The sequence below is a fragment of the Streptomyces sp. NPDC004732 genome (assembly GCF_040609235.1).
GTDB lineage: Bacteria > Actinomycetota > Actinomycetes > Streptomycetales > Streptomycetaceae > Streptomyces.
Window position 1 is genome coordinate 35,591 of sequence record NZ_JBEXJR010000015.1, and the last position, 23,785, is coordinate 59,375.

Annotated in this window: 22 protein-coding genes; 9 read left to right on the plus strand and 13 right to left on the minus strand. The window is 70.8% G+C overall.

Going from position 1 to position 23,785, the window contains the following annotated elements:
- The first annotated feature begins 206 nt into the window (after positions 1-206).
- The 6 genes from ABZV77_RS35100 to ABZV77_RS35125 are packed head-to-tail and all read left to right on the plus strand — an operon-like array spanning position 207 to position 7,875.
- Positions 207-1,094, plus strand: a complete 888-nt coding sequence (locus ABZV77_RS35100) for a helix-turn-helix transcriptional regulator (RefSeq protein WP_356266090.1) — start codon at positions 207-209, stop codon at positions 1,092-1,094.
- A gap of 9 nt (positions 1,095-1,103) precedes the next feature.
- The gene (locus ABZV77_RS35105) at positions 1,104-1,298 is read left to right on the plus strand and encodes a DUF397 domain-containing protein (RefSeq protein ID WP_356266093.1); all 195 of its coding nucleotides are present in this window, start codon (positions 1,104-1,106) and stop codon (positions 1,296-1,298) included.
- A gap of 19 nt (positions 1,299-1,317) precedes the next feature.
- Positions 1,318-1,512 (plus strand): DUF397 domain-containing protein, encoded by a 195-nt coding sequence (locus ABZV77_RS35110; RefSeq protein WP_356266096.1) that lies wholly within the window; start codon positions 1,318-1,320, stop codon positions 1,510-1,512.
- Between the two features lie 51 nt (positions 1,513-1,563).
- Positions 1,564-2,652, plus strand: a complete 1,089-nt coding sequence (locus ABZV77_RS35115) for a PDDEXK nuclease domain-containing protein (protein ID WP_356266099.1) — start codon at positions 1,564-1,566, stop codon at positions 2,650-2,652.
- Between the two features lie 39 nt (positions 2,653-2,691).
- Complete coding sequence (locus ABZV77_RS35120) at positions 2,692-5,247, plus strand: NACHT domain-containing protein (protein ID WP_356266102.1); 2,556 nt, start codon at positions 2,692-2,694, stop codon at positions 5,245-5,247.
- A 51-nt stretch (positions 5,248-5,298) separates the two neighbouring features.
- Positions 5,299-7,875, plus strand: coding sequence for an NACHT domain-containing protein (locus ABZV77_RS35125; protein ID WP_356266104.1), 2,577 nt, complete (start codon positions 5,299-5,301; stop codon positions 7,873-7,875).
- Positions 7,876-7,957: 82 nt separating this feature from the next.
- Here ABZV77_RS35125 and ABZV77_RS35130 read toward each other — a convergent pair whose 3' ends face one another.
- Positions 7,958-10,486: an ATP-dependent Clp protease ATP-binding subunit gene (locus ABZV77_RS35130; protein ID WP_356266107.1), complete on the minus strand. Its 2,529-nt coding sequence runs from the start codon at positions 10,484-10,486 to the stop codon at positions 7,958-7,960.
- A 441-nt stretch (positions 10,487-10,927) separates the two neighbouring features.
- Between ABZV77_RS35130 and ABZV77_RS35135 the strand changes: the two genes are divergently transcribed.
- On the plus strand, positions 10,928-11,518 hold the full coding sequence (locus ABZV77_RS35135) for an SCO3374 family protein (RefSeq protein WP_356266110.1): 591 nt from the start codon (positions 10,928-10,930) through the stop codon (positions 11,516-11,518).
- Here ABZV77_RS35135 and ABZV77_RS35140 read toward each other — a convergent pair.
- The 11 genes from ABZV77_RS35140 to ABZV77_RS35190 form a co-directional block, all read right to left on the minus strand.
- On the minus strand, positions 11,497-11,835 hold the full coding sequence (locus tag ABZV77_RS35140; RefSeq protein WP_356266113.1) for an Lsr2 family protein: 339 nt from the start codon (positions 11,833-11,835) through the stop codon (positions 11,497-11,499). The genes ABZV77_RS35135 and ABZV77_RS35140 overlap by 22 nt on opposite strands.
- A gap of 233 nt (positions 11,836-12,068) precedes the next feature.
- The gene (locus tag ABZV77_RS35145) at positions 12,069-12,620 is read right to left on the minus strand and encodes an amino-acid N-acetyltransferase (protein WP_356266116.1); all 552 of its coding nucleotides are present in this window, start codon (positions 12,618-12,620) and stop codon (positions 12,069-12,071) included.
- A 10-nt stretch (positions 12,621-12,630) separates the two neighbouring features.
- On the minus strand, positions 12,631-13,029 hold the full coding sequence (locus tag ABZV77_RS35150) for a BlaI/MecI/CopY family transcriptional regulator (protein ID WP_356266119.1): 399 nt from the start codon (positions 13,027-13,029) through the stop codon (positions 12,631-12,633).
- Between the two features lie 206 nt (positions 13,030-13,235).
- A complete protein-coding gene (locus tag ABZV77_RS35155; RefSeq protein ID WP_356266122.1) occupies positions 13,236-13,415 on the minus strand; it encodes a hypothetical protein in 180 nt (59 codons plus the stop codon).
- A gap of 14 nt (positions 13,416-13,429) precedes the next feature.
- Positions 13,430-14,053, minus strand: coding sequence for a hypothetical protein (locus tag ABZV77_RS35160; protein WP_356266352.1), 624 nt, complete (start codon positions 14,051-14,053; stop codon positions 13,430-13,432).
- Between the two features lie 1,026 nt (positions 14,054-15,079).
- Positions 15,080-15,289, minus strand: coding sequence for a hypothetical protein (locus tag ABZV77_RS35165; RefSeq protein ID WP_356266125.1), 210 nt, complete (start codon positions 15,287-15,289; stop codon positions 15,080-15,082).
- Between the two features lie 96 nt (positions 15,290-15,385).
- The gene (locus ABZV77_RS35170) at positions 15,386-16,192 is read right to left on the minus strand and encodes a type III pantothenate kinase (RefSeq protein WP_356266128.1); all 807 of its coding nucleotides are present in this window, start codon (positions 16,190-16,192) and stop codon (positions 15,386-15,388) included.
- Positions 16,192-17,190: a carboxylating nicotinate-nucleotide diphosphorylase gene (nadC, locus tag ABZV77_RS35175; RefSeq protein WP_356266131.1), complete on the minus strand. Its 999-nt coding sequence runs from the start codon at positions 17,188-17,190 to the stop codon at positions 16,192-16,194. The genes ABZV77_RS35170 and nadC overlap by 1 nt, the downstream gene beginning before the upstream one ends.
- Before the next feature lie 2 nt (positions 17,191-17,192).
- Positions 17,193-18,908: an L-aspartate oxidase gene (locus tag ABZV77_RS35180; protein WP_356266134.1), complete on the minus strand. Its 1,716-nt coding sequence runs from the start codon at positions 18,906-18,908 to the stop codon at positions 17,193-17,195.
- A 55-nt stretch (positions 18,909-18,963) separates the two neighbouring features.
- Complete coding sequence (gene panC / locus ABZV77_RS35185) at positions 18,964-19,977, minus strand: pantoate--beta-alanine ligase (RefSeq protein WP_356266137.1); 1,014 nt, start codon at positions 19,975-19,977, stop codon at positions 18,964-18,966.
- The gene (locus ABZV77_RS35190) at positions 19,974-20,921 is read right to left on the minus strand and encodes a DUF2520 domain-containing protein (protein ID WP_356266140.1); all 948 of its coding nucleotides are present in this window, start codon (positions 20,919-20,921) and stop codon (positions 19,974-19,976) included. Before ABZV77_RS35190 ends, panC begins: the two co-directional genes overlap by 4 nt.
- 147 nt (positions 20,922-21,068) lie before the next feature.
- Between ABZV77_RS35190 and ABZV77_RS35195 the strand changes: the two genes are divergently transcribed.
- Entirely contained in the window at positions 21,069-22,250 is a 1,182-nt protein-coding gene (locus tag ABZV77_RS35195; protein WP_356266143.1) for a beta-eliminating lyase-related protein, read from the plus strand.
- Here ABZV77_RS35195 and ABZV77_RS35200 read toward each other — a convergent pair.
- Positions 22,207-22,434, minus strand: a complete 228-nt coding sequence (locus ABZV77_RS35200) for a hypothetical protein (RefSeq protein ID WP_356266146.1) — start codon at positions 22,432-22,434, stop codon at positions 22,207-22,209. The genes ABZV77_RS35195 and ABZV77_RS35200 overlap by 44 nt on opposite strands.
- 234 nt (positions 22,435-22,668) lie before the next feature.
- Here ABZV77_RS35200 and ABZV77_RS35205 point away from each other — a divergent pair, with 234 nt between their 5' ends.
- On the plus strand, positions 22,669-23,775 hold the full coding sequence (locus ABZV77_RS35205; protein WP_356266148.1) for a DUF5937 family protein: 1,107 nt from the start codon (positions 22,669-22,671) through the stop codon (positions 23,773-23,775).
- The last annotated feature ends 10 nt before the right edge of the window (positions 23,776-23,785 follow it).

A 23,785-nucleotide genomic window follows, 5' to 3' on the forward strand; every position in this document is an offset into this window, starting at 1 on the left:
ACGGGGTGTTGGATCGGGCGGTGCGCTTCTGCGGGCGAGCAGGGTGGGGGAATGCGTCGACAGCGAGGCTTCCGACAACAGTGTGTGAGCGTCGCCACACTCAAGGTAGCGAAGAGGGGCTCAGATCTGCAACCGTCTCGCCCAGATTGCTGGACCTTGCCCGATCGATAGCGGCAAACTGTGGTCCAACCACCGGGAGAACCCGCATGGCCCTGCGCACACACATCACCGAACGGCAGAGACGGCTCGGCTCTGAGCTCCGCAAACTTCGCGAAGCCGCAGGGCTTTCGGTCAACGCGGCCAGTAGCCGGATCGGTCTGGGTGCCGCACACCTCAGTCACATCGAGGCAGCCCGGACGGCGATCTCGGCGGACCGCCTTGTCGCACTCCTGTGCGCCTATGACGTCAGATCTGAGCCCTACACCGCTGCGCTGACCAGGATGGCGGAGAGCGACGGCAAAGGGTGGTGGACGGAGTTCCGTAAGTCCCTGTCGCAACACAGCCTCGACTTGGCCGAGTTGGAGTCGCGCGCTACTGGCGTCCAGAGCTACGAAACGCTCCTCATCCCGGGTCTGCTCCAGACCGAGGCCTACATGCGGGCCCTCTTCTACAGCTCGCGACCGGGCGCCTCCCCCACGGAGATCGAGGCACTGGTCGACTTCCGCCGCGCCCGCCAACAGATCCTCTCGGGTGACTCCACCACAGCACTCCACGCCGTCATCCACGAGGCTGCCCTGCGCATCACCGTGGGTAGCCCAGAAGTGATGCGGGGCCAACTCGCTCACCTCGTACGCGCCGCACAGCGCCCTGGCACGACCATCCAGATCCTGCCCTTCGACTCCGGCGCTCGCGCCTGGTTCGGCACGCCGCTCTTGATCCTTGACTCAGACGTAGCGGGGCTGGAAACAGTGCTGTTGGATCACCCGGCCGCTCCCCTCCTGCTGGGCGACGCCGAATCCATCACCCGTTACAAGAGCACGTTCGACTCGCTCCAGCGAAACGCCCTCTCGCCGGTGACGGCCGAGGGGCCACCGGGTAGCCACGAGCAACGGGACTCATGGGGCCTGATTCACCACGTCCTCTACACGCATTAGGGAAGCGCCGTGAACGAACTCGTCTGGCAGAAGTCTTCTTTCAGCGACGGGGCAGGCGTCAATTGCCTCTACGTCGCGGCGAGCCACAACGCCGAAACAGTCCACCTTCGAGAGAGCGACGCCCCCACCACGACCCTCACCACCCACCCCGCCGCGTTCGCCGCTCTCATACGAACCCTCTCCACCCACACGACTACTTCTTGACCCTCCAGGGAGCCCCAGAATGAGCACTCTCAGCTGGCAGAAGTCCTCCTTCAGCGAGGGAGCCGGTGCCAACTGCGTCTACGTGGCCGCACACCCCACCGGGCGGATCCACCTCCAAGAGAGCGACGCCCCGGCCACCACGCTCACCACAAGCCCCACCGCCTTCGCCGCCCTCATACGCACCCTCACCTCGTCCGACCACACGTTCGGGTGACGTGACCCCAAACTCGCCCTGGACAAGGTGCCCTACGCGATCGTCGGCGCCATGAGCAAGAACATCGAGGCCAGAGCAGAGATCCCCGCCCAGCAGAACGGCCTGCCCTCCTGGTACGGCGACCTCCTGAGCGAGATCAAGGGGGCCGTGTCCTGCGCACGGACCCGTGCCCAACGGGCCGTCAACACCGAGCTGGTGCGGCTGCACTGGGAGATCGGGCGTCTCATCCTTGATCGGCAGGCACAGGAGGGGTGGGGCACAAAGGTCGTCACCCGCCTGGCCGCCGACCTGAAGGCGGCCTTCCCGAACCAGCGCGGCTTCTCTCGACGCAACCTGATGTACATGCAGAAGATGGCCCGCACCTGGCCGGGGCCAATTGTGCAACAGCCCGTTGCACAATTGCCCTGGGGACACATCACCGTCCTCATGACCAAGCTGGACACCCCGTCGGAACTGGACTTCTACGCCACTCAAGCCGTCCGCAACGGCTGGTCCCGCGCGATCCTGGACCGCTTTATCCACCAAGGGCTGCACCTCACCCAAGGCGCCGCCGCCAACAACTTCGCGGCGACCGTGCCGGACGGCTCCGACGCACTCAAGGAGCTGGTCCGGGACCCCTACCGCCTCGACTTCCTCGGACTCGACAAGCATCACGCCGAGCGTGAACTGGAGACCGCCATCGTCGACGGGATGATCCGGTTCCTTACGGAGCTCGGTGTCGGCTTCGCCTTCGTGGGGCGCCAGTACCCCGTCGTCATCGGGGGCGACGAGTTCCGTATCGACCTGCTCTTCTACCACCTCAAACTCCACCGCTACTTCGTCTTCGAGCTCAAGACGAAGGACGTGCGCCCCGAGCACGTCGGCAAGCTCAACTTCTACGTGAGCGTGGTCGACCAGATGGTGCGCGAGCCGGAACGAGACGACGCGACCATCGGCTTCCTCATCGGAACCCGCCACAACAAGGCAGCCGTTCAGCTGGCCCTCGACGCCAGCAACAACCCCATGGCAGTCGCCTCCTACTCCACGCTCGCCCCGGCGGAGCGTGAGCTGATCCCCACCGAAGAGGACCTGTCCCGGGTCGTCCAGGAAGCCATCGACGGCATCGAGCAGGCGGAGACCGGCCGACTCGGTGCCCCTTAAACCCCTTCCTGCGTAGGCCTGTTGACCTAACCTCGACCTATGGTCGACCCCGGAGCCCTCGGCGCCCGTCTCGCGTCCAGCGCGGTCGCGCCCCTCGTGAAGAAGCTCTTCGTGACGGACCAGCCGGGCGCCGCGCTGGTCACCAAGCCGGTACGGATCTCCGGGCTCGTGTCGTTCAAGGGCGAGAAGCGGGACGTCACCCCGAAGGACGTCGAGAAGATCGCGGACGAACTCGTCCGCAGGGCGCTCAAGGCGGCCGGACCCGGCGAACTCCCCGTGGACGCCGCCGAGGCCGTCGCAGTGCGGACCGCCCTCGCCCAATCCCTCGCCGCCCTCGGCACCCTCACCATCGAGGACTACGAGGCCGTCGCGCTCGGCCCCGAGGAGTTCGCGCGCACCCTGCGGTCGCAGTCCGCCGTGACCGTCGCGACCTTCGCGCTCAGCCGCGACGCCGAGGTGTTCCTCGACCGGCTGCTGCACACCGCGTCCCTGCACATCCTGAACTTCTTCACGCAGCGCTCCACGTACATCGCCCGGCAGCAGACCCGGCAGAGCCAACAGCTCGCGCAGGTGGTCAAAGCCGTCGACGTACTCCTCGAACGGCTGCCGTCGCAGTCGGCCGAGGACGCCGCGTTCGAGGCGCGGTACGCGTCGTACATCACCGCGCGGCACGGGACCCTCACCATCTACGGCCTCGACGTCTACGCAGGGACCAGCGAGTGGCCGCTCGACACGGCCTACCTCAGCCTGGAGGCGACCAGGGACCGCGCCGGGGAAGGCACGGCGCACGTCGCCGCCGAGCGGGTCCTCGCCAAGAAAAGTCATGTGCTGCTCCGCGGCGTAGCCGGATCCGGCAAGACCACCCTGGTGCAGTGGCTGGCCGTCACGACTGCCGATCGAACGTACAAACACGGACTGACCCACCTCATCGGGCGCGTGCCGTTCGTGCTGCCGATGCGCCGGATCGTCCGGCCGGGTATCGAACTCCCCATCCCGGCAGACTTCTTGACTGCCGTCGGATGCCTCGTCGCCGGGGAGCAGCCCGCGGGATGGGTGGATCGCGTCCTTCGGGCGCGGCGCGGTGTGCTCCTCGTGGACGGTCTCGACGAGATCCCCGAGGACCGGCGCGAGTCCGCCAAGCGGTGGCTGCGCGATCTGACGCGCACCTTCCCCGGCAATCTGTGGCTGATCACGACCCGCCCCTCCGCCGTCCCGGACCGATGGCTGGACACCACCGGCTTCGCCGAGCTGACGCTGTCGCCGATGGCCCGCGACGACGTCGAGACGTTCGTGCGCCGCTGGCACCGCGCCGCGGGCGCCGACGAGGGCATCGGGACCGCTCTGCTGGAGGCGGTGCGGGGCGCCTCCGAGCTGAACCGGCTCGCCACCAATCCGCTGATGTGCGGGATGCTCTGCGCGCTCCACCGCGAGCGGCGCGGATTTCTGCCGCAGGACAGGAAGTCCTTGTACGAGGCCGCCCTGACGATGCTCCTTGAGCGCAGGGACGTCGAGCGGGACGTCAGAGCCATGACACGGCTGTCGTTCGCCACGCAGGTGCAGCTCCTGCAGAAGCTCGCCTGGTGGCTGATCCGCAACAGCCGCGCGGAGATGGACCGTTCGGAAGCCGTGCACATACTTGGGGAAGCCGCACCCGCGATGAACCTGGACGGCAGCGGCGAGGACGTGTACGGCTGGCTGCTGCTGAGGTCGGGGCTGCTGCGGGAACCGGCACACGGACGCGTGGACTTCCTGCACCGCACGTTTCAGGACTACTTGGGGGCCCGTCTCGCCGTACAGGAGCTGGACTTCGACCTGCTTCTGAACAACGCGGAACGGACGGAGTGGGAGGACGTCATCCTGCTGGCGGTCGCGCATGCGCGGCCCAAGGAGGCGGAACGGATGCTGCAGGTGCTGGTATCCAGCGATACGGCTCGCGGCAAGCTGCTCGCGGCGGCCTCGCTGCCGTACGCGGCGGAGGTGGCGCCAGCCGTGCGGCAGCTAGTGGAGGAGGGGGTACGAACACTCATTCCGCCACGGACGGTCAGCGAGGCCCACATCTTGGCGGAGGCGGGCGGCGATCTGGTGCTGCCGCTGCTGCCCGGGCCCGACGAGGGCGAGGGCGAGTTCGTCTACCTGGTGCCTTTCGTGGCCGCCAAGGTCGGCAGCCCCTCGGCATTGCACCTCCTGACGCGCTTTCGCGATCATCCCGACCGGAGGGTCCATGTGATTCTGGCCGCGTATTGGGGGGTCTTCGACCGAGAGCTCTACCTGCGGGAAGTCCTCGCGCACCTGCCGTACCGGCCCACCGTTGCCGTGAACGGTCCCGAGTACCTCCGCGCGCTCCGCTCCATCGGCGGCTGGCCGGACATCCAGATCATCGGCGCCTATCGCGTCGAGGACCTCACCGAACTCATCGTGCCCGAGCAGCTCACCCGTCTCTCGCTGGAAGCACCCCACCCCGTCGAGGGACTCGCCTGGCTCTCGGCCTTCCCGAACCTGGTCGACGTCACCGTGGACACCGACGTGACCGAGGCCGAACGCATGCAGGTCCCTTCGCGCATTCAACTCAATGCCCGTACGTCACAAGGCATTTGACCTACCGTTGACTGGACCGGCAGCATCCGCGACCCAGGGACCCCAATGCCCATGGAGCCCGTAGTACGCACCCCTTCGGCCCGCGCCATGCCCCTCGTACAACGGCTCTTCCGCATTCCGTCCCGGCCCACCACCACCCCCGACCTCATCGCCGCCCTCACCACCTGGCGGGGCCCCGACGCCCCCGCCGACCCGGACCACGTCCACCGCACCGCCGCCGACTTCATCCAGCTCGCCGCCGAGCGGCACACCACGCCGACCGCCGAACTCCCCGCCGTCGCCGAGGTCCTGACCCGCACCCTCCTCGCCATCGGCGAGCTCGACCTCACCGACGCCGACGCCGTGCGGCTCGGCCCGCAGGACTACGCGCGGCGGCTGCGCGGCGCCGTGCAGGGCGCGGACCGCGGGCTGAGCCCCGACGCCGCCTGGTTCCACGACGAGCTGCTCGTCGCCGTCTGTCTGCACGTGCTGCACCACTTCGTGCGCCGCTCCCCGTACATCCAGCGTCACATGCCCGAGCGCGCCAGCCGCGTCCGCCAGCTCGTCGACCTCAACGACGCCGAAGCGGCGGCCACCGTCCGGCGCACGGAACCCTCCCAGGAGGACGCCGAGTTCGAGGCCGCGTACGCCCAAGAGGTCGTGCGCCAGCACGGCTGGCTGACCATCGTGGGCGTCGATCTCGCGAACGCGCCCGACCGGTGGCCCCTGGAGGACACCTATCTCAGCCTCCAGGCGGAGGAGAGCAGCAGCGGCCCTGCCACCGGGTCGGACGGGCCGCAGCGCACCGTGCTCCTCGCCGACCGGGCCCTGGAGGGGCACGAGAGGGTCCTGCTGCGCGGTGTCGCGGGCTCCGGCAAGACGACGCTCGTGCAGTGGCTCGCCGTGGGCGCGGCCCGGGAGGGCGGCCGGGTGCCGTTCGTCCTTCCCGTACGCCGCTTCGCCCGTGAGGGCTTTCCCGCGCCCGATGACTTCCTGCACGCCGTGCGTCACCCGTTGGCCGACCAGGCGCCCGAGGGATGGGTCGTACGGACCCTCCTCGCCGGTCGCGCCCTGCTTCTGGTCGACGGCATCGACGAGGCCCCCGAGGAGACCCGCGGCGCCCTGCGCGATCAGCTCCGCCGCCTCCTGCGCATCTTCTCCGGCACCGCCTGCCTGGTCACCTCGCGGCCCTCCGCCGTGGAGGACGGCTGGCTCTCCCAGGAGCGCCTCGCCGAGGAGGGCTTCACGGAGCTGTCCCTTGCCCCGATGTCCCGCGACCAGATCACCCGCTTCATCCGCGACTGGCACACCGCGGCGATGGGCGACGACCAGTGCAGGGAGCAGCGGGACAGGGACGCCCTCAAGGAGTACGAGCAGCGCCTGCTGCACTCCGTACGGATCTACCGCGAGCTGCGCCGCCTCGCCACCAACCCCCTGATGTGCGGCCTGATCTGCGCCCTCAACCGGGACCGCTCCGGCTCCCTGCCCAAGGGCCGCAAGGAGCTCTACGACGCCGCCCTGGAGATGCTCCTGCAGCGCCGCGACCCCGAACGCGACGTGCTGTACGCCGATGACGTACGGCTCCAGCAGGGCGCCCGCGAGCTGCTGCTGCGCAAGCTCGCCCACGCCATGCTCGACGAGGGCCTCTCGGAGCTGCCGCGCCACCGCGTCATCGACGTCCTGAACGGCGCACTGCCCGCCATCCCGTCCGCCCGTGCCGCGGGCGACGGCGAGAAGATCTTCCGCCACCTGCTGCACCGCACCGGGCTGCTGCGCGAACAGGCGGGCGTCTCCGTCGACTTCATCCACCGCACGTTCCAGGACTATCTGGCCGCCAAGGAGATCGTGGCCCGCGGCCGCCTCGACGGCCTGGTCGACCACGCCCACCAGCCGGAGTGGGAGGAGGTCATCCGCATGTCCGCCGCCCATGCCCGCCCCGAGGAGTGCGCCGACTTCCTGGAGCGGCTCCTTGCCGCCGCCCCCGGCCTGCGCAGGCCGCACGTCAACCACCGGCGCCTGATGGCCGCGGCCTGCCTGGAACACGTCAGCGAGCTCGACCCGGCCGTCCAGGAGCTCGTCCACCGGCGTACGAAGAACCTCCTGCGGCCCACGACGGAACAGGGTGCCCGCAGTCTCGGCTGGGTCGGACCCATCGTCCTGGAGCAGCTGCCCGACCCCGAGCAGGTGCCCGGCGACCAGCAGGCGCTGCTCCTGGCCATCACGGCGACCCGGGTCCAGGAGGACGCGGCGATCGACTACCTCGCCCGGCTGCGCACCCGCTCCTCACTGGCCATCCGCACCGAGCTGGCCCGCCCCTGGCGGCACTTCGACACCGAGCGGTACGCGCGCGAGATCATCGCCCACCTCGATCCGGCGGGCCTGTACTTCCCGGTGTCCGACGCGGCCGAGCTCGCGGCCCTGCGCGGCCTCGGCGGGCGGCCCCGCATCCAGGTGGCCGGTGTCATGCGCCCCGACGAGCTCCTGGCGGGCCTGGTCCCCGAACGGCTCACCCACCTGTGGGTCAATGCGGAGCTGCCCGACCCGGACATGTCGTGGCTGGCCCGCTTCCCCGGCCTTCAGGTGCTGCGCGTCAACCCGCGCCTGCCGCGCGTGCGGAACGTACCGGAGGGCGTCACGATCACGGCCTGACCGCCGCATGCGGAAGGGGCTGCCCCGGACCGTACGAAACGGTCCGGGGCAGCCCCTTCGAGCGTTCAGCCCTGGGCGGGCGTCACGCGTCCTTGCTCAGGTTCGGGCCCGCGCCGCCCGCGGCGGCGTCCTCGATCGGCGGCGCGTCGGGCAGCGCCGCCTTCTCCTCGCCACGGAAGGTGAACGTGGCGGTCTCGCCCTCGCCCTCCGTGTCGACGACCACGATGTGGCCGGGACGCAGCTCGCCGAAGAGGATCTTCTCGGAGAGGGTGTCCTCGACCTCGCGCTGGATCGTGCGCCGCAGCGGACGCGCGCCGAGCACGGGGTCGTAGCCCTTCTTCGAGAGGAGCTCCTTCGCGGACTGGGAGAGCTCGATGCCCATGTCCCGGTCCTTCAGGCGCTCGTCCACCTTGGTGATCATCAGGTCGACGATCTGGAGGATGTCGTCCTGGGTGAGCTGCGGGAAGACGACGACGTCGTCCACGCGGTTCAGGAACTCCGGGCGGAAGTGCTGCTTCAGCTCGTCGCTGACCTTGTTCTTCATCCGCTCGTAGTTGGACTTCGAGTCGCCCTGGGCCGCGAAGCCCAGGTTGAAGCCCTTCGAGATGTCACGGGTTCCAAGGTTGGTCGTCATGATGATGACCGTGTTCTTGAAGTCCACGACGCGGCCCTGGGAGTCGGTCAGACGACCGTCCTCCAGGATCTGCAGGAGCGAGTTGAAGATGTCCGGGTGGGCCTTCTCGACCTCGTCGAAGAGCACGACGGAGAACGGCTTGCGGCGGACCTTCTCGGTCAGCTGGCCGCCCTCTTCGTACCCCACGTAACCGGGAGGCGAACCGAAGAGACGCGAGACCGTGTGCTTCTCGCTGAACTCCGACATGTCGAGGGAGATCAGCGCGTCCTCGTCGCCGAAGAGGAACTCGGCGAGCGCCTTGGACAGCTCGGTCTTACCGACACCGGACGGGCCCGCGAAGATGAACGAACCGCCGGGACGCTTCGGGTCCTTCAGACCCGCACGCGTACGCCGGATCGCCTTCGAGAGCGCCTTGACGGCGTCCTTCTGGCCGATGACGCGCTTGTGGAGCTCGTCCTCCATGCGCAGCAGGCGGCTCGACTCCTCCTCGGTCAGCTTGAAGACCGGGATGCCGGTGGCGGTCGCGAGGACCTCGGCGATCAGCTCGCCGTCGACCTCGGCGACGACGTCCATGTCGCCGGCCTTCCACTCCTTCTCCCGCTTGGCCTTGGCGGCCAGGAGCTGCTTCTCCTTGTCGCGCAGGGAGGCGGCCTTCTCGAAGTCCTGCGAGTCGATCGCGGACTCCTTGTCGCGGCGGACACCCGCGATCTTCTCGTCGAACTCGCGGAGGTCCGGCGGCGCGGTCATCCGGCGGATGCGCATCCGGGAACCGGCCTCGTCGATCAGGTCGATCGCCTTGTCCGGCAGGAAGCGGTCCGAGATGTACCGGTCGGCCAGGGTGGCGGCCTGGACCAGGGCCTCGTCCGTGATGGAGACGCGGTGGTGCGCCTCGTACCGGTCGCGGAGGCCCTTGAGGATCTCGATGGTGTGCGGCAGCGACGGCTCCGCGACCTGGATGGGCTGGAAGCGGCGCTCCAGCGCGGCGTCCTTCTCCAGGTGCTTGCGGTACTCGTCGAGCGTGGTCGCACCGATGGTCTGCAGCTCACCACGGGCCAGCATCGGCTTGAGGATGCTCGCGGCGTCGATCGCGCCCTCGGCGGCACCCGCACCCACCAGGGTGTGGAGCTCGTCGATGAACAGGATGATGTCGCCGCGGGTGCGGATCTCCTTGAGGACCTTCTTCAGGCGCTCCTCGAAGTCACCGCGGTACCGGGAGCCTGCGACCAGCGCGCCGAGGTCCAGGGTGTAGAGGTGCTTGTCCTTGAGGGTCTCGGGCACCTCGCCCTTGACGATGGCCTGGGCGAGGCCCTCGACGACGGCGGTCTTGCCGACGCCGGGCTCACCGATCAGGACCGGGTTGTTCTTCGTACGGCGGGACAGCACCTGCATGACCCGCTCGATCTCCTTCTCGCGCCCGATGACCGGGTCGAGCTTGGACTCACGAGCGGCCTGGGTGAGGTTCCGGCCGAACTGGTCGAGGACCAGGGACGTGGAGGGCGTGCCCTCGGCAGGACCGCCGGCGGTGGCGGTCTCCTTGCCCTGGTAACCGGAGAGCAGCTGGATGACCTGCTGCCGCACCCGGTTGAGATCGGCACCCAGCTTGACCAGGACCTGGGCGGCGACGCCCTCGCCCTCGCGGATCAGGCCGAGCAGGATGTGCTCCGTGCCGATGTAGTTGTGGCCCAGCTGAAGGGCCTCGCGGAGCGAAAGCTCCAGGACCTTCTTGGCACGGGGGGTGAAGGGAATGTGCCCGGACGGAGCCTGCTGGCCCTGCCCGATGATCTCCTCCACCTGCTGGCGGACCGCCTCGAGCGAAATCCCGAGGCTCTCCAGGGCCTTAGCGGCGACACCCTCGCCCTCGTGGATCAAGCCCAGGAGGATGTGCTCGGTGCCGATGTAGTTGTGGTTGAGCATCCGGGCTTCTTCCTGAGCCAGGACGACAACCCGCCGCGCGCGGTCGGTGAACCTCTCGAACATCGTTAATCGCTCCTCAGAGCGGTCAGGCAGTAAAGGGGTCGGTCCCCTCCCTGTCCTTCCGCAGCTTAGTCCCGCAAGCGGGGACCGCTCATTCCAACTGCCGACACCCGGACCCCAACTCGGAGGATCTCCTGACCCCGAACGCCGACAACTGCTCCAACCCGATGGTGCGAGACGATGTTCCCGCAGGCCAGGCAGTTACCCCCACCATCACTACGCCGATGGCGAACGTGAGGTGCCCGAGACTGCGTGTCGCCCCTCCCCACTAGGGATGTCTTACCCGTAAGGACTGACACTCCATGCGGCGCGCCCCGGTTCCCTCAGCTACGGGCGAACACCCTTGCGCCGCCGAACACGCCCTTACGCCCTCTTTCCGGACACGCACCGCAGTCGTGCCGCCACCCTGCGTAACCCGGGCGCCGTTCCGGCTGTTGCCCGGACATGGCCCCCACAGTTCCTCAGCCCCGGGTACCGGTCGAGCAGAGCGACCCGGTGCGGCAGTGGTACGAGAACGAGCTCGGCTGGGCGACCGCCCCGGAACCAGGCCCGGTGCGGCTCCTGACGGGGCTGCGCTTCGACGTCCTCGAGCTTCCGGCGGAGGCGGGCTTCGCGGCACTGCGCCACCTCGGGCCGAAGGCTCCGGTGGCACTGCGCGGGGAGACGATGCGGCTCCTGGTGAGTGCCGGGAGTGCGGACGAGTTGCCGGGGCTGCTCGACTGGCTGGAGTGGGGACACATCCCCCTCGGCCTCACCGCGGTCGGGGCGGGCGGGCGGATCGTCGCACCGACGCCCCCGGGGTGGTCCGGCTCGCGGGGGGCCGCCGTCTGGCTGCGACCCCCGGAGCCCGGCTGTGAGGTGGAGCCGACGCTGCCTGCGCTCCCGTCCCTGCCCGGGGTGGGGGGAGCAGGGACTGCGCACCACAGCGACCCCGCCGTGGGCTCCGGTCTCGTACGACTCGTGGACACGGCGGCAACGCAGTGCCACCGGGTCCGGCTGCGGCGTCGCAGCCGTCAGCCGTTGGCCTTCTCGTAGGCCTCGCGAATGGACGCGGGAACGCGGCCGCGGTCATTGACCTCGAAACCGTTCTCCTTTGCCCAGGCACGGATCGCGGCCGTGTCCTGACCGCCGCCCGCTGCCGCGGCGCGCGCCTTGCCACGGCCGCCCGAACCACGGCCACCGGTACGCCGACCAGCCTTGACGAAGTCCTCAAGGGCGCCACGGAGCTTGTCCGCGTTGCCCGTGGTGAGGTCGATCTCGTACGACTTGCCGTCCAGCGCAAACGTCACGGTCTCGTCTGCCTCGCCACCGTCGAGGTCATCGACAAGAAGGACCTGAACCTTCTGTGCCACCGGATTTCCTTTCATCGATAACTGTGAGACCGGGCCGCAAGCCGCACGACACGCGCCGTCGATTCACCGGCCCCTGTTATATGCAGTACTGCAGTACGTCGGAAAGCAAACCGCTTTTGCTGGAAAAACACAAACCCCTGGGAGAGACCGGGCACCCCTAGAACCCTGGAAACGTGCGCGTTTCGGACATAGGCCACCTGGGCAGGAGACGGTCTGGAATACCGTCGTGACGATCACAGATGCAGAAGCATCCGGCTGTTGCCCAAGGTGTTCGGTTTCACTCGTTCGAGGCCGAGGAACTCGGCGACACCCTCGTCATAGGAACGCAGGAGCTCGCTGTAGACATCTCCGTCGACCGGAGTCTCGCCGATCTCCACGAAGCCGTGCTTCGCGAAGAAGTCGACTTCGAAGGTGAGACAGAAAACCTTGCGGACGCCGAGCCACCCGGCGGTCTGCAGCAACTTGCCCAACAGCTGATGCCCCACTCCGGCACCCTTGACCTCGGGATTCACCGCAAGGGTGCGTACTTCCGCGAGGTCTTCCCACATCACGTGCAGAGCGCCGCAGCCGACCAACTCCGCGTTGTCGTCGCGTTCCGCCACCCAGAACTCCTGGATGTCCTCGTAAAGCGTCACCGTCGCTTTGTCCAGGAGGATGCGCTCGCGGACGTAGGAGTCGAGGAGGCTGCGGACGCCCGGCACATCGGAGGTTCGCGCCCTGCGGACGGAGACCGCTTTTGTGCTGAGTTCGCTGAGTTCGCTGCGTTCGGGGACCTCTGCTGGCATGAACCGGACGCTATCGCTCTGCGCCGCGCTCCGCGGAGGCGGGGTTCTCGGGGCCTTGGACGATACGCATCGCGTCGCTGAGCGCTTCCCGCTGTTCCGCCGACATCATGCCGAAGAAGGCGACGAGAGCGGCGGCGGGGTTGTCGCTCCGCGACCAGGCTTCGTTCATCAGTGCGGCTGCGTAGGCGGCACGAGTGGAGACCGCCTCATATCGATAGGCGCGGCCTTCCGCTTCGCGGCGCACCCAGCCCTTCTGATGGAGATTGTCCAAAACGGTCATCACGGTCGTGTACGCGATGGACCGTTCCTCCTGAAGGTCTTCCAGGACTTCTCGAACGGTCACGGGGCGGTTCCACTTCCACACCCGCGTCATGACTGAGTCTTCGAGTTCTCCCAATGGACGAGGCACAGCAGAACAATAGTGGGAGACGTCACTATTGGCGTGATGCGTGAGGGACGTGGCGTACCTCTAATTTCTGCTCAACTGCAACAAAAAGGGCGTACGACTCGAAAGACACGCGAGTCGTACGCCTCGGGGCCTCGCGGGGGCGGGCGGGGCCGGGGTGCTGGTGGTGCTGGGTGGTGGTGCTGGGAGGGTGCTGGGGGCGGGGCGGGTTAGGCGCCGCCCGCCTCCGGGGTCTGGCGGATGGCTTCGGCGCGGGAGATCGCGGCGTCGACGGCCGCGTCTTCCTTGGCCTTGTTGGCGCCGCCCTGGGTCTTCACGATCGTCACGATGAGCCCCGTGAAGAACACGGCCATCACTACGGGGGGCACGAGCGCGGAAACGTAGTCCATGCCCCCCAGAGTAGCTAGCCCGCGGCGAGCTGGTGCGGCGGGTCCGCGGGTGCGGCGGGTGCCGCGGGCCTCTCCGGTGTCTCGGGCCTGCGCTTCGGCGGGAACACCTCGGCCGGAGTGGGAACGGGGCGGGGCGGGGCCGCCGGGCGTTCGGACGGGGGCTTGGAGCCCGGCGCGGCGTCCAGGCCTCCGGGGAGGGCGAGGAGGCGGGCGCGGGAGGCGGGGATGGGGAGGGGCGCGGGGAGGGGTGCGGAGACGGGGACGGCGCGGCCCGCGAGGCGGGCGCGTACGGCTCGTTCCGCGAGGGTGCGGCAGCGGTCGAGCAGGGCGGCCGCGGTGGGGTTGCCGCGCAGGGCGCGCAGGGCGGCGAGGTCGTCGGCGGTCGGCTGGTAGCCGCCGCTCAGGACGTCGTCGAGTAGGGCGAGGTAGCCGGAGGCGGTGCCGGGCAGGGCGGCCCGGTAGCGGGCGAGGTCGGCCACCAGGAAGGCGCGCAGCCTGGCGCCCTCACGCGCGGCTTCGTCGACCGATTCGGCGAGCCGGAGGCAGTCCTGGACATCCTCGTCGCGGACGGGGCTGGGGTGCAGGGCGAGGGCCAGGGCGCGACGGAGCACACGCAGCTCCTCAGCACTGAAGGCCATGCCGCCCCGGGATCCGTATGGCGTGGGCATGGGCTGACGATACGCGCCAAACGGACAAAATCCGCTTAACGCCAGTCCTGGCGGGTCGCCTTGGGCCCGTGGGCGGGTGCGGGGCCGCGGGGGTATGTACGTACTCGCTATCCCTACGCCCCGCCTGAAGACCTTCCGACCGTCAGGGTGCGCTCGGTGCTCCGTGCGCACATACCCCCACGTCCCCTCCCGTCTCGTACGCGGCTGCGGCCCGGTGGGGGCGGACGGCCTCCCCGGCCCCGCTCACCTGGGCGGCCGCAGTGGTTCCCCACCCGCCCGCGCCTGCAGGCCGACGGGGCCGGAGGACCTCGCCGAGCCCGCCCGCCTGGACGGCCACGGTGATCCCCCACCCGCCCCCGGCTGCGGCCCGGCAAGGACGGAGAGCCTCCCCGAGCCCACTCACCTGGACGGCCACGGTGATCCCCCGCCCACGGCTGCGGCCCGACGAGGTCGGACGGCCCTCCCCGGGCCCGCTCACCTGGACGGTCACGGTGGTCTCCCACCCGCCCCCGGCTGCAGCCCGACGAGGTCGGACGGCCCTCCCCGGGCCCACTCGCCCGGACGGTCGCAGTGGTCCCCCCACCCGCCCGCAGCTGCGGCCCGACGGGGTCGGAGGGCCTCCCCGGGCCCGCCCACCTGGACGGTCACGGCAGTCCCCCACCCGCCCACGGCTAAAGCCCGGCGGGGTCGGACGGCCTACCCGGGCCCGCTCGCCCGGGCGGGCACGGTGGTCTCCACCCGCCCCGCCCGCATGCCCTGGGCGGTCGCGGTGGTTTCCCACCCGCCCCGCCCGTTTGCCCTGGCCGCTGCCGGGCTTCCCCACCCACCCCCCTTGGGTCGCTGAGGCCCCCCACCCCCACCCTGCCCCTGGCCTGAGGGGGGCAGCCCCGGCCCCTACCCCCGCTGGACGTCGCAGGGCAAACGGGTGGGTGGGTGGGAAACATCCGCCGCGAAGCGGCGGGCTTGAGGCTCCTACCCCCGCCGGACGGTGCAGGGTCAGTCCGTGCGGCGGCGGGCCAGGGCGTAGGCCACTGCGCCGATGCCGAGGGCGGCTACCGCTGCTACGGCGAGCCAGGGGAGGATGCCCGCCCCGGCCCCCGCCAGGGAGGTGGAGGAGGGAGCGGCCGCGCGGGCCGTCGTCGCGGGGGCGACCTGCACCGCCATCAGCGCCACCGCAACAGCCCACAGTCGTCTCTTGTGCCTCATCCGCCCCAGCCCGCCCCACACCCACTCAAGTCCCCGTCCCTGCGCAGACTCTTGCAGAAGGCGGGGGGTAGTGCACACATCGCGGTCGGCAATCGGTCAGGAACGGGAGACGTTCCGCTCGTAGACCAGCCGGAGACCGATCAGCGTCAGCCACGGTTCGTGCTCGTCGATGACGGAGGCCTCGCCCAGGACCATGGGAGCCAGGCCACCCGTGGCGATGACCGTGACGTCGTCGGGGTCGCCGCCCGCGCCCGCCAGTTCGCGGGCCATGCGGTTCACGACTCCGTCGACCTGGCCCGCGAAGCCGTACAGGATGCCCGCCTGCATGGCCTCCACCGTGTTCTTGCCGATGACGCTGCGCGGCCGGGCGAGTTCGATCTTGCGGAGCTGTGCGCCGCGTACCCCGAGGGCCTCCACGGAGATCTCGATGCCGGGGGCGATGACCCCGCCCGCGTACTCCCCGCGCGCGGAGACCGCGTCGAAGGTCGTGGCGGTGCCGAAGTCGACGACGATCGCCGGGCCGCCGTAGAGCTCGACCGCCGCGACCGCGTTGATGATGCGGTCGGCGCCGACCTCCTTGGGGTTGTCCATGAGGATCGGGACGCCGGTCTTGATGCCGGGTTCGACGAGGACGGCAGGAACGTCTCCGTAGTACCGGCGGGTGACCTCCCGCAGTTCGTGCAGGACCGAGGGGACGGTCGAGCAGATGGCGATGCCGTCGATGCCGTCGCCGAGCTCGTCGCCTAGCAGGGGGTGCATCCCCATCAGGCCGTGCAGGAGCACGGCGAGTTCGTCGGCGGTGCGGCGCGCGTCGGTGGAGATGCGCCAGTGCTCGACGATGTCCTCGCCGTCGAAGAGGCCGAGGACGGTGTGGGTGTTGCCCACGTCGATGGTCAGCAGCATCAGTCACGCACCGCTTCTCGCAGGTCGAGGCCGATGTCGAGGATCGGGGACGAGTGGGTGAGTGCCCCCACCGCGAGGTAGTCGACGCCCGTCTCCGCGTACGCCCGCGCGTTCTCCACGGTGAGGCGGCCCGAGGACTCCAGGAAGGCGCGGCCGTCGACGATGGCGACCGCCTCCGCCGTCTCGCCGGGCGTGAAGTTGTCCAGGAGGATCAGGTCGGCGCCCGCGTCGACGACCTCGCGCAGCTGGTGGAGCGTGTCGACCTCGACCTCGATGGCCAGGCCGGGGAACTGCTCGCGCACGGCCTTGAAGGCCTGCGCGACGCCGCCCGCCGCCACCACGTGGTTGTCCTTGACCAGGGCCGCGTCCGCGAGCGACATGCGGTGGTTGACGCCGCCGCCCATGCGTACCGCGTACTTCTCCAGGGCGCGGTAGCCCGGCGTCGTCTTGCGGGTGTCGCGGACCTTCGCCTTCGTACCGTCGAGAACGTCCGCCCACGCGCGCGTGGTGGTCGCGATGCCGGAGAGGCGGCACAGGATGTTCAGCGCGCTGCGCTCGGCGGTGAGCAGGTCGCGGGTGCGGGTGGTGACGCTCAGGAGCACGTCGCCCGCCGCGACGCGGTCGCCGTCCTCGACGTGCCGCTCGACCTCGAACTCGTCCTCGCACACCACGGAGATGATGGCTTCGGCGACGCGCAGCCCCGCGACGGTGCCCGCCTCGCGCGCCGCGAAGTCCGCGGTGGCGACGGCGTCCTCGGGGATCGTGGCGACCGTGGTGACGTCCACGCCACCGGCCAGGTCCTCCTCGATGGCCATGTGCGCGATGTCCTCGATCTGCACGGGATCGAGACCGGCCTCGGCCAGGAGCTCTACGAGCGCGGGGTCGAGGCCGCACTCCATCGGGTCGTAGGAGTCGTCCCCGCCGCAGCCGCAGGCGTCGCCGCAGCCACCGCCTGCGGCTGAGGGGTCGGCGAGGGGGAGGTCGTCGGGGGTGCTCACGGTCACTGCTCCTGGGGACTGGGACGGGTCGGAGGGAAGTCGTGGGTCTCGGTCGTGTGCGCCGCCAGCGTCCTGTCCGGATTCAGGCGTACGACGATGTGGCGCCGCCAGGACGCGTCGTCGCGGTCGGCGTGGTCCTCGCGCCAGTGGCAGCCACGGGTCTCCGCGCGGCGCTGGGCGGCGGCGACCAGGACCCGGGCGACGCACAGGAGGTTGGTGGCCTCCCAGGTGTCGACGCCGGGCTCGGCCGTCTTGCCGTGCTCGGCGAGTGCGCCCGCGGCCTCGGCGTGGATGCGGGCCAGCCGGGCGGCGGCCTCGGTGAGGGACGAGGCGGAGCGGACGACTCCGGCGCCTTCGGTCATGACGCGCTGGATGGCGAAGCGGGCCTCGGCCGGGAGGAGGGGGTGCGTCGGGGTGCCGGACGGGGTGACGGGGGCGGGCACGCGCGCGTGGAGGGTGTTCTCCGCGTGGCTGGCCACGATGTCGTCGGCGATGCGCTCGGCGTAGACCAGGCCTTCCAGCAGGGAGTTGGAGGCCAGGCGGTTGGCGCCGTGCACGCCGGTGCAGGCGACCTCCCCGCAGGCGTAGAGCCCCGGGATGGTGGTGCGGCCGTGCGGGTCGGTGCGGACGCCCCCGGAGGCGTAGTGCGCGGCCGGGGCGATGGGGATGGGCTCGGTGACCGGGTCGATGCCGTGCGCCCGGCAGGCGGCGAGGATCGTCGGGAAGCGGTTCTCCCACATGTCGGCGCCGAAGTGCCTGGCGTCCAGGAACATGTGGTCGGTGCCCTTTTCCTGCATGCGGCGCGTGATGCCCTTGGCGACGATGTCGCGGGGCGCCAGCTCGGCCAGCTCGTGCTGGCCGACCATGAAGCGCACGCCGTCGGCGTCCACGAGGTGCGCGCCCTCGCCCCGGACGGCCTCGGAGACCAGCGGCTGCTGGCCCTCGGCGTCGGTGCCGAGGAAGAGCACCGTCGGGTGGAACTGCACGAATTCGAGGTCGGAGACCTCCGCGCCCGCGCGCAGGGCGAGTGCGACGCCGTCGCCCGTGGAGACGGACGGGTTCGTGGTCGCCGAGAAGACCTGGCCCATGCCGCCGGTGGCGAGGACGACCGCGGGGGCGTGGACGGCGCCCACGCCGTCGTGCTGGCCCTCCCCCATGACGTGCAGGGAGACACCGGCGGTGTGGCCTTCGGCGTCGGTGAGGAGGTCGAGGACCAGCGCGTTCTCCACCGTCGGTATGCCGCGCGCGCGGACCGCTTCGACGAGGGCGCGGGAGATCTCCGCGCCGGTCGCGTCACCGCCCGCGTGCACGATGCGGCGGCGGTGGTGGCCGCCCTCGCGGGCCAGCTCGATGACGCCTTCGGAGTCCTTGTCGAAGAGCGCGCCGGTCTCGATGAGGCGGCGCACGGCGCCGGGGCCCTCGGTGACGAGGGTGCGCACGGCCTCCTCGTCGCAGAGGCCCACGCCCGCCACGAGCGTGTCGTCCAGGTGCTGTTCGGGGGTGTCGCCCTCGCCGAGCGCCGCGGCGACGCCGCCCTGCGCCCAGCGGGTGGAACCCGCGTCGAGGCGGGCCTTGGTCACCACGACCGTCCTGAGGCCTGCGGCCGCGCCCCGCAGGGCGGCCGTCAGTCCGGCCACTCCGGAGCCGACGACCACGATGTCGGCGTCGAGGGACCAGCCGGGGGCTGGCGCATGCAGTCGTATGCCGGTGGCGCTCATGCGGGGACTCCGTTCGCGTGGACGGCTGCTGCGGTCGGGCCTGTGCGGTGCGTGCTCACAGGGACGCTCCGAACGTCAGCGGGATGTTGTCGATGAGCCGCGTCGAGCCGACCCTGGCGGCCACGGCGAGAACGGCCTCACCGCGGTGGCCGGGGCGGACCTCGGTGAAGTCGGCCGGGTCGACCAACGTCACGTAGTCCAGCTCCAGCGGGGGGCTCAGGCGGGCCGCCTCGTCGAGGACCAGCCGGGCCGCGGCGACGACGGCGGCGGGACCGCCGGTCGCGGAGGGTTCCGCGGACTCCGCCACGGCGTGGGCGTCGGCCGCCGCGCGGGACTCGCCGAGCTCGCTCAGGGCGACGGCACGCGCGCGTGAGGCGGGGGCGCTGGCGGCCCGCGCGCGCAGCGCCTCCTGCGCGGCGTGCCGGTCGCTGCCCGCGAAGAGGGCCTGGGAGAGGGCGAGGGCGGTGCGCCGCTCGTCCGGGGCGAGGAAGCGGTTGCGGCTGGAGAGGGCCAGGCCGTCGTCCTCGCGGACGGTGGGGACGCCGACGATCTCCATGGGGAAGTTGAGGTCGCGGACCATGCGGCGGATCAGGGCGAGCTGCTGGGCGTCCTTCTGGCCGAACAGCGCCACGTCGGGCGCGGTGAGGTGCAGCAGCTTGGCGACGACGGTGAGCATGCCGTCGAAGTGGCCGGGGCGCGTGGCGCCTTCGAGGACGGTGCCCATGGGGCCCGCGCCGATGCGGACCTGGGGCTCGCCGCCCGGATAGACCTCGTCCACGGCGGGGGCGAAGACGACGTCGGCGCCCGCCTGCTCGGCGATCTTGACGTCGGCTTCCAGGGTGCGGGGATAGCGGTCCAGGTCCTCGCCCGCCCCGAACTGCAGGGGGTTCACGAAGACCGTGACGACGACCTCGCCCTCGGGGCCCACGCCCCCGCGGGCGGCGCGGATCAGGGAGGCGTGCCCGTCGTGCAGGGCGCCCATGGTCATGACGACGGCCCGGCGGCCTGCACGCGCGCGCGTGCGCAGCGACTCGGCGGTGTGCAGGAGCGTGCTGCTCGTGCTGGTCATCGGGGGCCCCCTTCGGCGCCACCGGCGCCGTTGGCACCCTGGGCGCCGTTGGCGAGCACCCCTAGGAGGTCCTCGGCGAGCTCCGGCTTGAGCAGGCCGTGGGCGAGGGCGCGGTCGGCGGTGGCGCGGGCCATCGCGAGATAGCCCGCGACGGTCTGCGGCGCGTGCTTGCGCAACTCGGCGACGTGCGCGGCGACCGTGCCCGCGTCCCCGCGCGCGACGGGTCCCGTGAGCGCCGCGTCACCCGAACGCAGGGCGTTGTCCAAGGCGGCGCCGAGCAGTGGGCCGAGCATGCGGTCGGGGGCCTCGACGCCCGCGTCGCGCAGCAGGTCCATGGACTCGGCGACGAGCGTGACCAGGTGGTTCGCGCCCAGGGCGAGGGCCGCGTGGTAGAGCGGGCGGTTCTCCTCGGCGATCCACTCGGGCTCGCCGCCCATCTCGATGACGAGGGCCTCGGCGGCGAGCCGCAGCTCCTCGGGGGCGGTCACGCCGAAGGAGCATCCGGCGAGACGCTGCACGTCGACGGCGGTGCCGGTGAACGTCATGGCGGGGTGCAGCGCGAGCGGCAGGGCACCGGCGCGCAGGGCGGGCTCGAGGACCTTGGTGCCGTACCTCCCGGAGGTGTGCACGAGCAGCTGGCCCGGGCGCACGGCCCCGGTCTCGGCGAGGCCCTCGACGAGGCCGGGCAGGGCGTCGTCGGGGACGGTCAGGAGCACCAGGTCGGCGCGGTCCAGGACCTCGGCGGGCGGCACGAGGGGGACGTCGGGGAGCATCGCGGCGGCCCGTCGCACCGAGGTGTCGGAGACGCCGGAGGCGGCCACCGGACGGTGCCCTGCGAGCTGCAGCGACGCGGCGAGCGCGGGGCCGACCCGGCCCGCTCCCACCACGCCCACGGTGAGTCTCGCGGGGCGGTCCCGCGGGTCTGGCTGATGCGATGCGTTCACGCTGCGGCGCCTTCCGTTCCAGTCCGCTCGGGGTACCGGACGATTTCTCGTCATGTTAACGCGATCGGTTGGCGCCGCGTCTTTCGCTGTCCACAGGCTGTGGTTATTCATATGACCGGTGGACGGTGAACGGGCCATGCTCGGAGGATGCCCTCTGAAAGCGCAGTACAAGACCAGCCGGAACCACAGGGTGCGGATACGTACGAGATCCAGTCGGCCCGCCGTCGCGCCGCCGCCCGGAGCGCGGCCCGGGCCCTGCACCGTTCCGTCCTGCACGTCCCCCTGACCGAGCGTCTCTCGGCCTTGGCGGCCGCGGCTCCCGAGGTGGCCGCCCCGGAGGACCCCACCGACATCTACGGCAATGCCGTCGTCGCCTCCCTGGAGGGAGAGGTCGCGCGGCTGCTCGGCAAGGAGGACGCGGCGTTCTTCCCGACCGGGACCATGGCACAGCAGGTCGCGTTGCGCTGCTGGGCGGGCCGGACGGGGAACGCGACCGTCGCACTGCATCCGAAGGCGCACCCAGAAATGCACGAAGGGGGCGCCTTCTCCGTGGTCAGCGGGTTGCGGACGGTGCATCCGACGGATGAGCCGCGGCTGCCCACGGCGGACGAAGTACGGGACTTCGAGGAGCCTTTCGGGGCTCTGATGCTCGAACTGCCTCTCCGGGACGCAGGTTTCGTCCTGCCGGAGTGGGAGGAGCTGGAGGCGGTCGTGGCGGCGGCCCGCGAGCGGGACGCGGTCGTGCACTTCGACGGCGCCCGCCTGTGGGAGTGCACGCCGCACTTCGACCGCGGCCTCGCGGAGATCGCCGGTCTGGCCGACTCCGTGTACGTGTCGTTCTACAAGTCCCTCGAAGGGCTGAGCGGCGCCGCGCTGGCCGGTCCGCGCACGCTCGTCGAGGAGGCGAGGGTGTGGCGCCACCGCTATGGAGGGCAGCTGTTCCAGCAGTTCCCGACCGCGGTGTCGGCCCTTCTCGGTCTGAAGCACACGCTGCCCCGACTCCCGGAGTACGTCTCCCACGCGCGCGTGGTCGCCGAGGCGCTGCACGAGGGGTTCGCGGCCGCGGGGGTGCCCTGGTCGCGCGTGCACCCCGAGCGCCCGCACACCCATCAGTTCCAGGTGTGGCTGCCGTACGCACCGGACGTACTGGACGAGGCGGGCGTCGGGCAGGCGGAGGAGACCGGCACCCTGCTCTTCGGGCGCTGGTTCCCGGACGGCCCGCCCGGCCTCTCGGTCACGGAGGTCACCGTGACCGAGGAGGGCCTGAAGTGGACTGCCGACGACGTCAGGGAAGCGGTCGCGGAGTTCGTGCGACGGATCCCCGCATGAGGCGGGCCAGGGCGGCGCGGACCCTGCCGTGCGCGGGGCGTTCCGCCAGGACCGCCTGGAAACGGCCGTAATCGCGGACTTCGCGGACCGCCTGCCAGTCGTGCTGTCCGGGCGCGGGCGGCGTCGGTCCGCCGTGCTGCGCGGCGCGGTAGGAGTCGAGGAGGAACTGCTGGGTGACGCTCATGACGGATACCCTCTCGGTATAAATAGTACTTAACGGACATCGGTGGGCCGGTCGTGCCTCGGCTCGGCCGTCGACAGTGACGGGTGGGGTCGGGGGGTGGGTGTCGGTCACGGCGCCTCTGCCGTGCTCCCGATGACCACAAGCCTGCTCCCGCCGTCCCGCCCCCGTCGCGTCGATTGACGGCGCTCGTCAATCGACGGCCGCGCTGTCGGTGGCGAGGTGCACCATGGGGTCATGAGCGTGAGCATCGACATCAGCGGGCTGCCCCAGGAGCGGATCCACATCGCGCCGTCGCCCCTGTCCGAACTCGGCATGTCGCTGCACGCGCTGTCCGAGCCGGGCCACCACCCCGGGCTGCAGGGCTGGGCGACGGCCGTGTCCACCCGCCTCGACCCGTGCCTCGCGGACCGCCTCTGCGAGGCCGACTTCCTGTGGCGCACGACGTTCTCGGACGTCTTCGCGCCCTTCGCGGGACTGCCCGGACGCAGGTCGCTGCCGGGCGCCACGCTCGCCGAGGAGCTAGACCAGCTGGACAAGCTGACCGACGAACAGTTCGTGGACGCGGCCCTGGAGTTCACCTGCCAGTCGACGTACGAGGAGCCGGACCGCAACCTCCTGGGCGACCCCGTCGTCCAACGCCGTGCGCTGGACCTGGCCGCCGCGCGCGGCCCGCACCAGGTGCGCTTCACCCGGCGGCTCCTCGACGACCCGCCGGTCGTCCGCGCCTGGTTCCGCACGCTCCTTGAGGACTGCGACGAGGCCTTCTTCGCCGACACCTGGGCCCGGGTGAACCATCAACTGGCGGCGGACGCCCGGCACAAGACCGAGCTGCTGCGGCGCAAGGGGCTTTCGGAGGCCCTGAAGGCCATCTCCGGAGCGGTGTCCCTGGACGAGAGCGGACAGCTCATCACCGTGGACAAGATCTCCGTGGGCCGGAGCGCCACCGGCTCGGGCGGCCTGGTGATCGTCCCGACCAGCCTCGGCTGGCCGCACCTCTGGGTGCTGCACCGCAGGGGCTGGCAGGCGTCGATCACGTACCCGATCAGCGCCCCCGGCCTCACCTCCCCGCCCACCGTGGAGCAGCTGACCCGCCGCATGTCCGCACTCGCGCACCCGGTGCGGATGCGCCTGTGCAGGCACCTCGCGCGCGGGGCGTACACGACGAGCGAGCTGGCCGACGCGCACGGCATGACGGCGCCGGAGATATCCCGGCACCTGAGCGTCCTGAAGAAGGCCGACATGATCACCACGCGCCGCCGCGGGCGCTATGTCCAGCACCAGCTGGACATCGGCGTCGTGTCCCGCCTGGGCAGCGACTTCATCGAGGGCGTGCTGCGCTAGAGCCGTCCGG

Coding starts and splice junctions, on each gene's coding strand:
- ABZV77_RS35100 (WP_356266090.1), top strand. CDS start 207: ATGGCCCTGCGCACACACATCACCGAACGGCAGAGACGGCTCGGCTCT.
- ABZV77_RS35110 (WP_356266096.1), top strand. CDS start 1,318: ATGAGCACTCTCAGCTGGCAGAAGTCCTCCTTCAGCGAGGGAGCCGGT.
- ABZV77_RS35115 (WP_356266099.1), top strand. CDS start 1,564: ATGAGCAAGAACATCGAGGCCAGAGCAGAGATCCCCGCCCAGCAGAAC.
- ABZV77_RS35120 (WP_356266102.1), top strand. CDS start 2,692: ATGGTCGACCCCGGAGCCCTCGGCGCCCGTCTCGCGTCCAGCGCGGTC.
- ABZV77_RS35125 (WP_356266104.1), top strand. CDS start 5,299: ATGGAGCCCGTAGTACGCACCCCTTCGGCCCGCGCCATGCCCCTCGTA.
- ABZV77_RS35130 (WP_356266107.1), bottom strand. CDS start 10,486: ATGTTCGAGAGGTTCACCGACCGCGCGCGGCGGGTTGTCGTCCTGGCT.
- ABZV77_RS35135 (WP_356266110.1), top strand. CDS start 10,928: ATGGCCCCCACAGTTCCTCAGCCCCGGGTACCGGTCGAGCAGAGCGAC.
- ABZV77_RS35145 (WP_356266116.1), bottom strand. CDS start 12,620: ATGCCAGCAGAGGTCCCCGAACGCAGCGAACTCAGCGAACTCAGCACA.
- ABZV77_RS35155 (WP_356266122.1), bottom strand. CDS start 13,415: ATGGACTACGTTTCCGCGCTCGTGCCCCCCGTAGTGATGGCCGTGTTC.
- ABZV77_RS35160 (WP_356266352.1), bottom strand. CDS start 14,053: ATGGCCTTCAGTGCTGAGGAGCTGCGTGTGCTCCGTCGCGCCCTGGCC.
- ABZV77_RS35165 (WP_356266125.1), bottom strand. CDS start 15,289: ATGAGGCACAAGAGACGACTGTGGGCTGTTGCGGTGGCGCTGATGGCG.
- ABZV77_RS35170 (WP_356266128.1), bottom strand. CDS start 16,192: ATGCTGCTGACCATCGACGTGGGCAACACCCACACCGTCCTCGGCCTC.
- ABZV77_RS35180 (WP_356266134.1), bottom strand. CDS start 18,908: ATGAGCGCCACCGGCATACGACTGCATGCGCCAGCCCCCGGCTGGTCC.
- panC (WP_356266137.1), bottom strand. CDS start 19,977: ATGACCAGCACGAGCAGCACGCTCCTGCACACCGCCGAGTCGCTGCGC.
- ABZV77_RS35195 (WP_356266143.1), top strand. CDS start 21,069: ATGCCCTCTGAAAGCGCAGTACAAGACCAGCCGGAACCACAGGGTGCG.
- ABZV77_RS35200 (WP_356266146.1), bottom strand. CDS start 22,434: ATGAGCGTCACCCAGCAGTTCCTCCTCGACTCCTACCGCGCCGCGCAG.
- ABZV77_RS35205 (WP_356266148.1), top strand. CDS start 22,669: ATGAGCGTGAGCATCGACATCAGCGGGCTGCCCCAGGAGCGGATCCAC.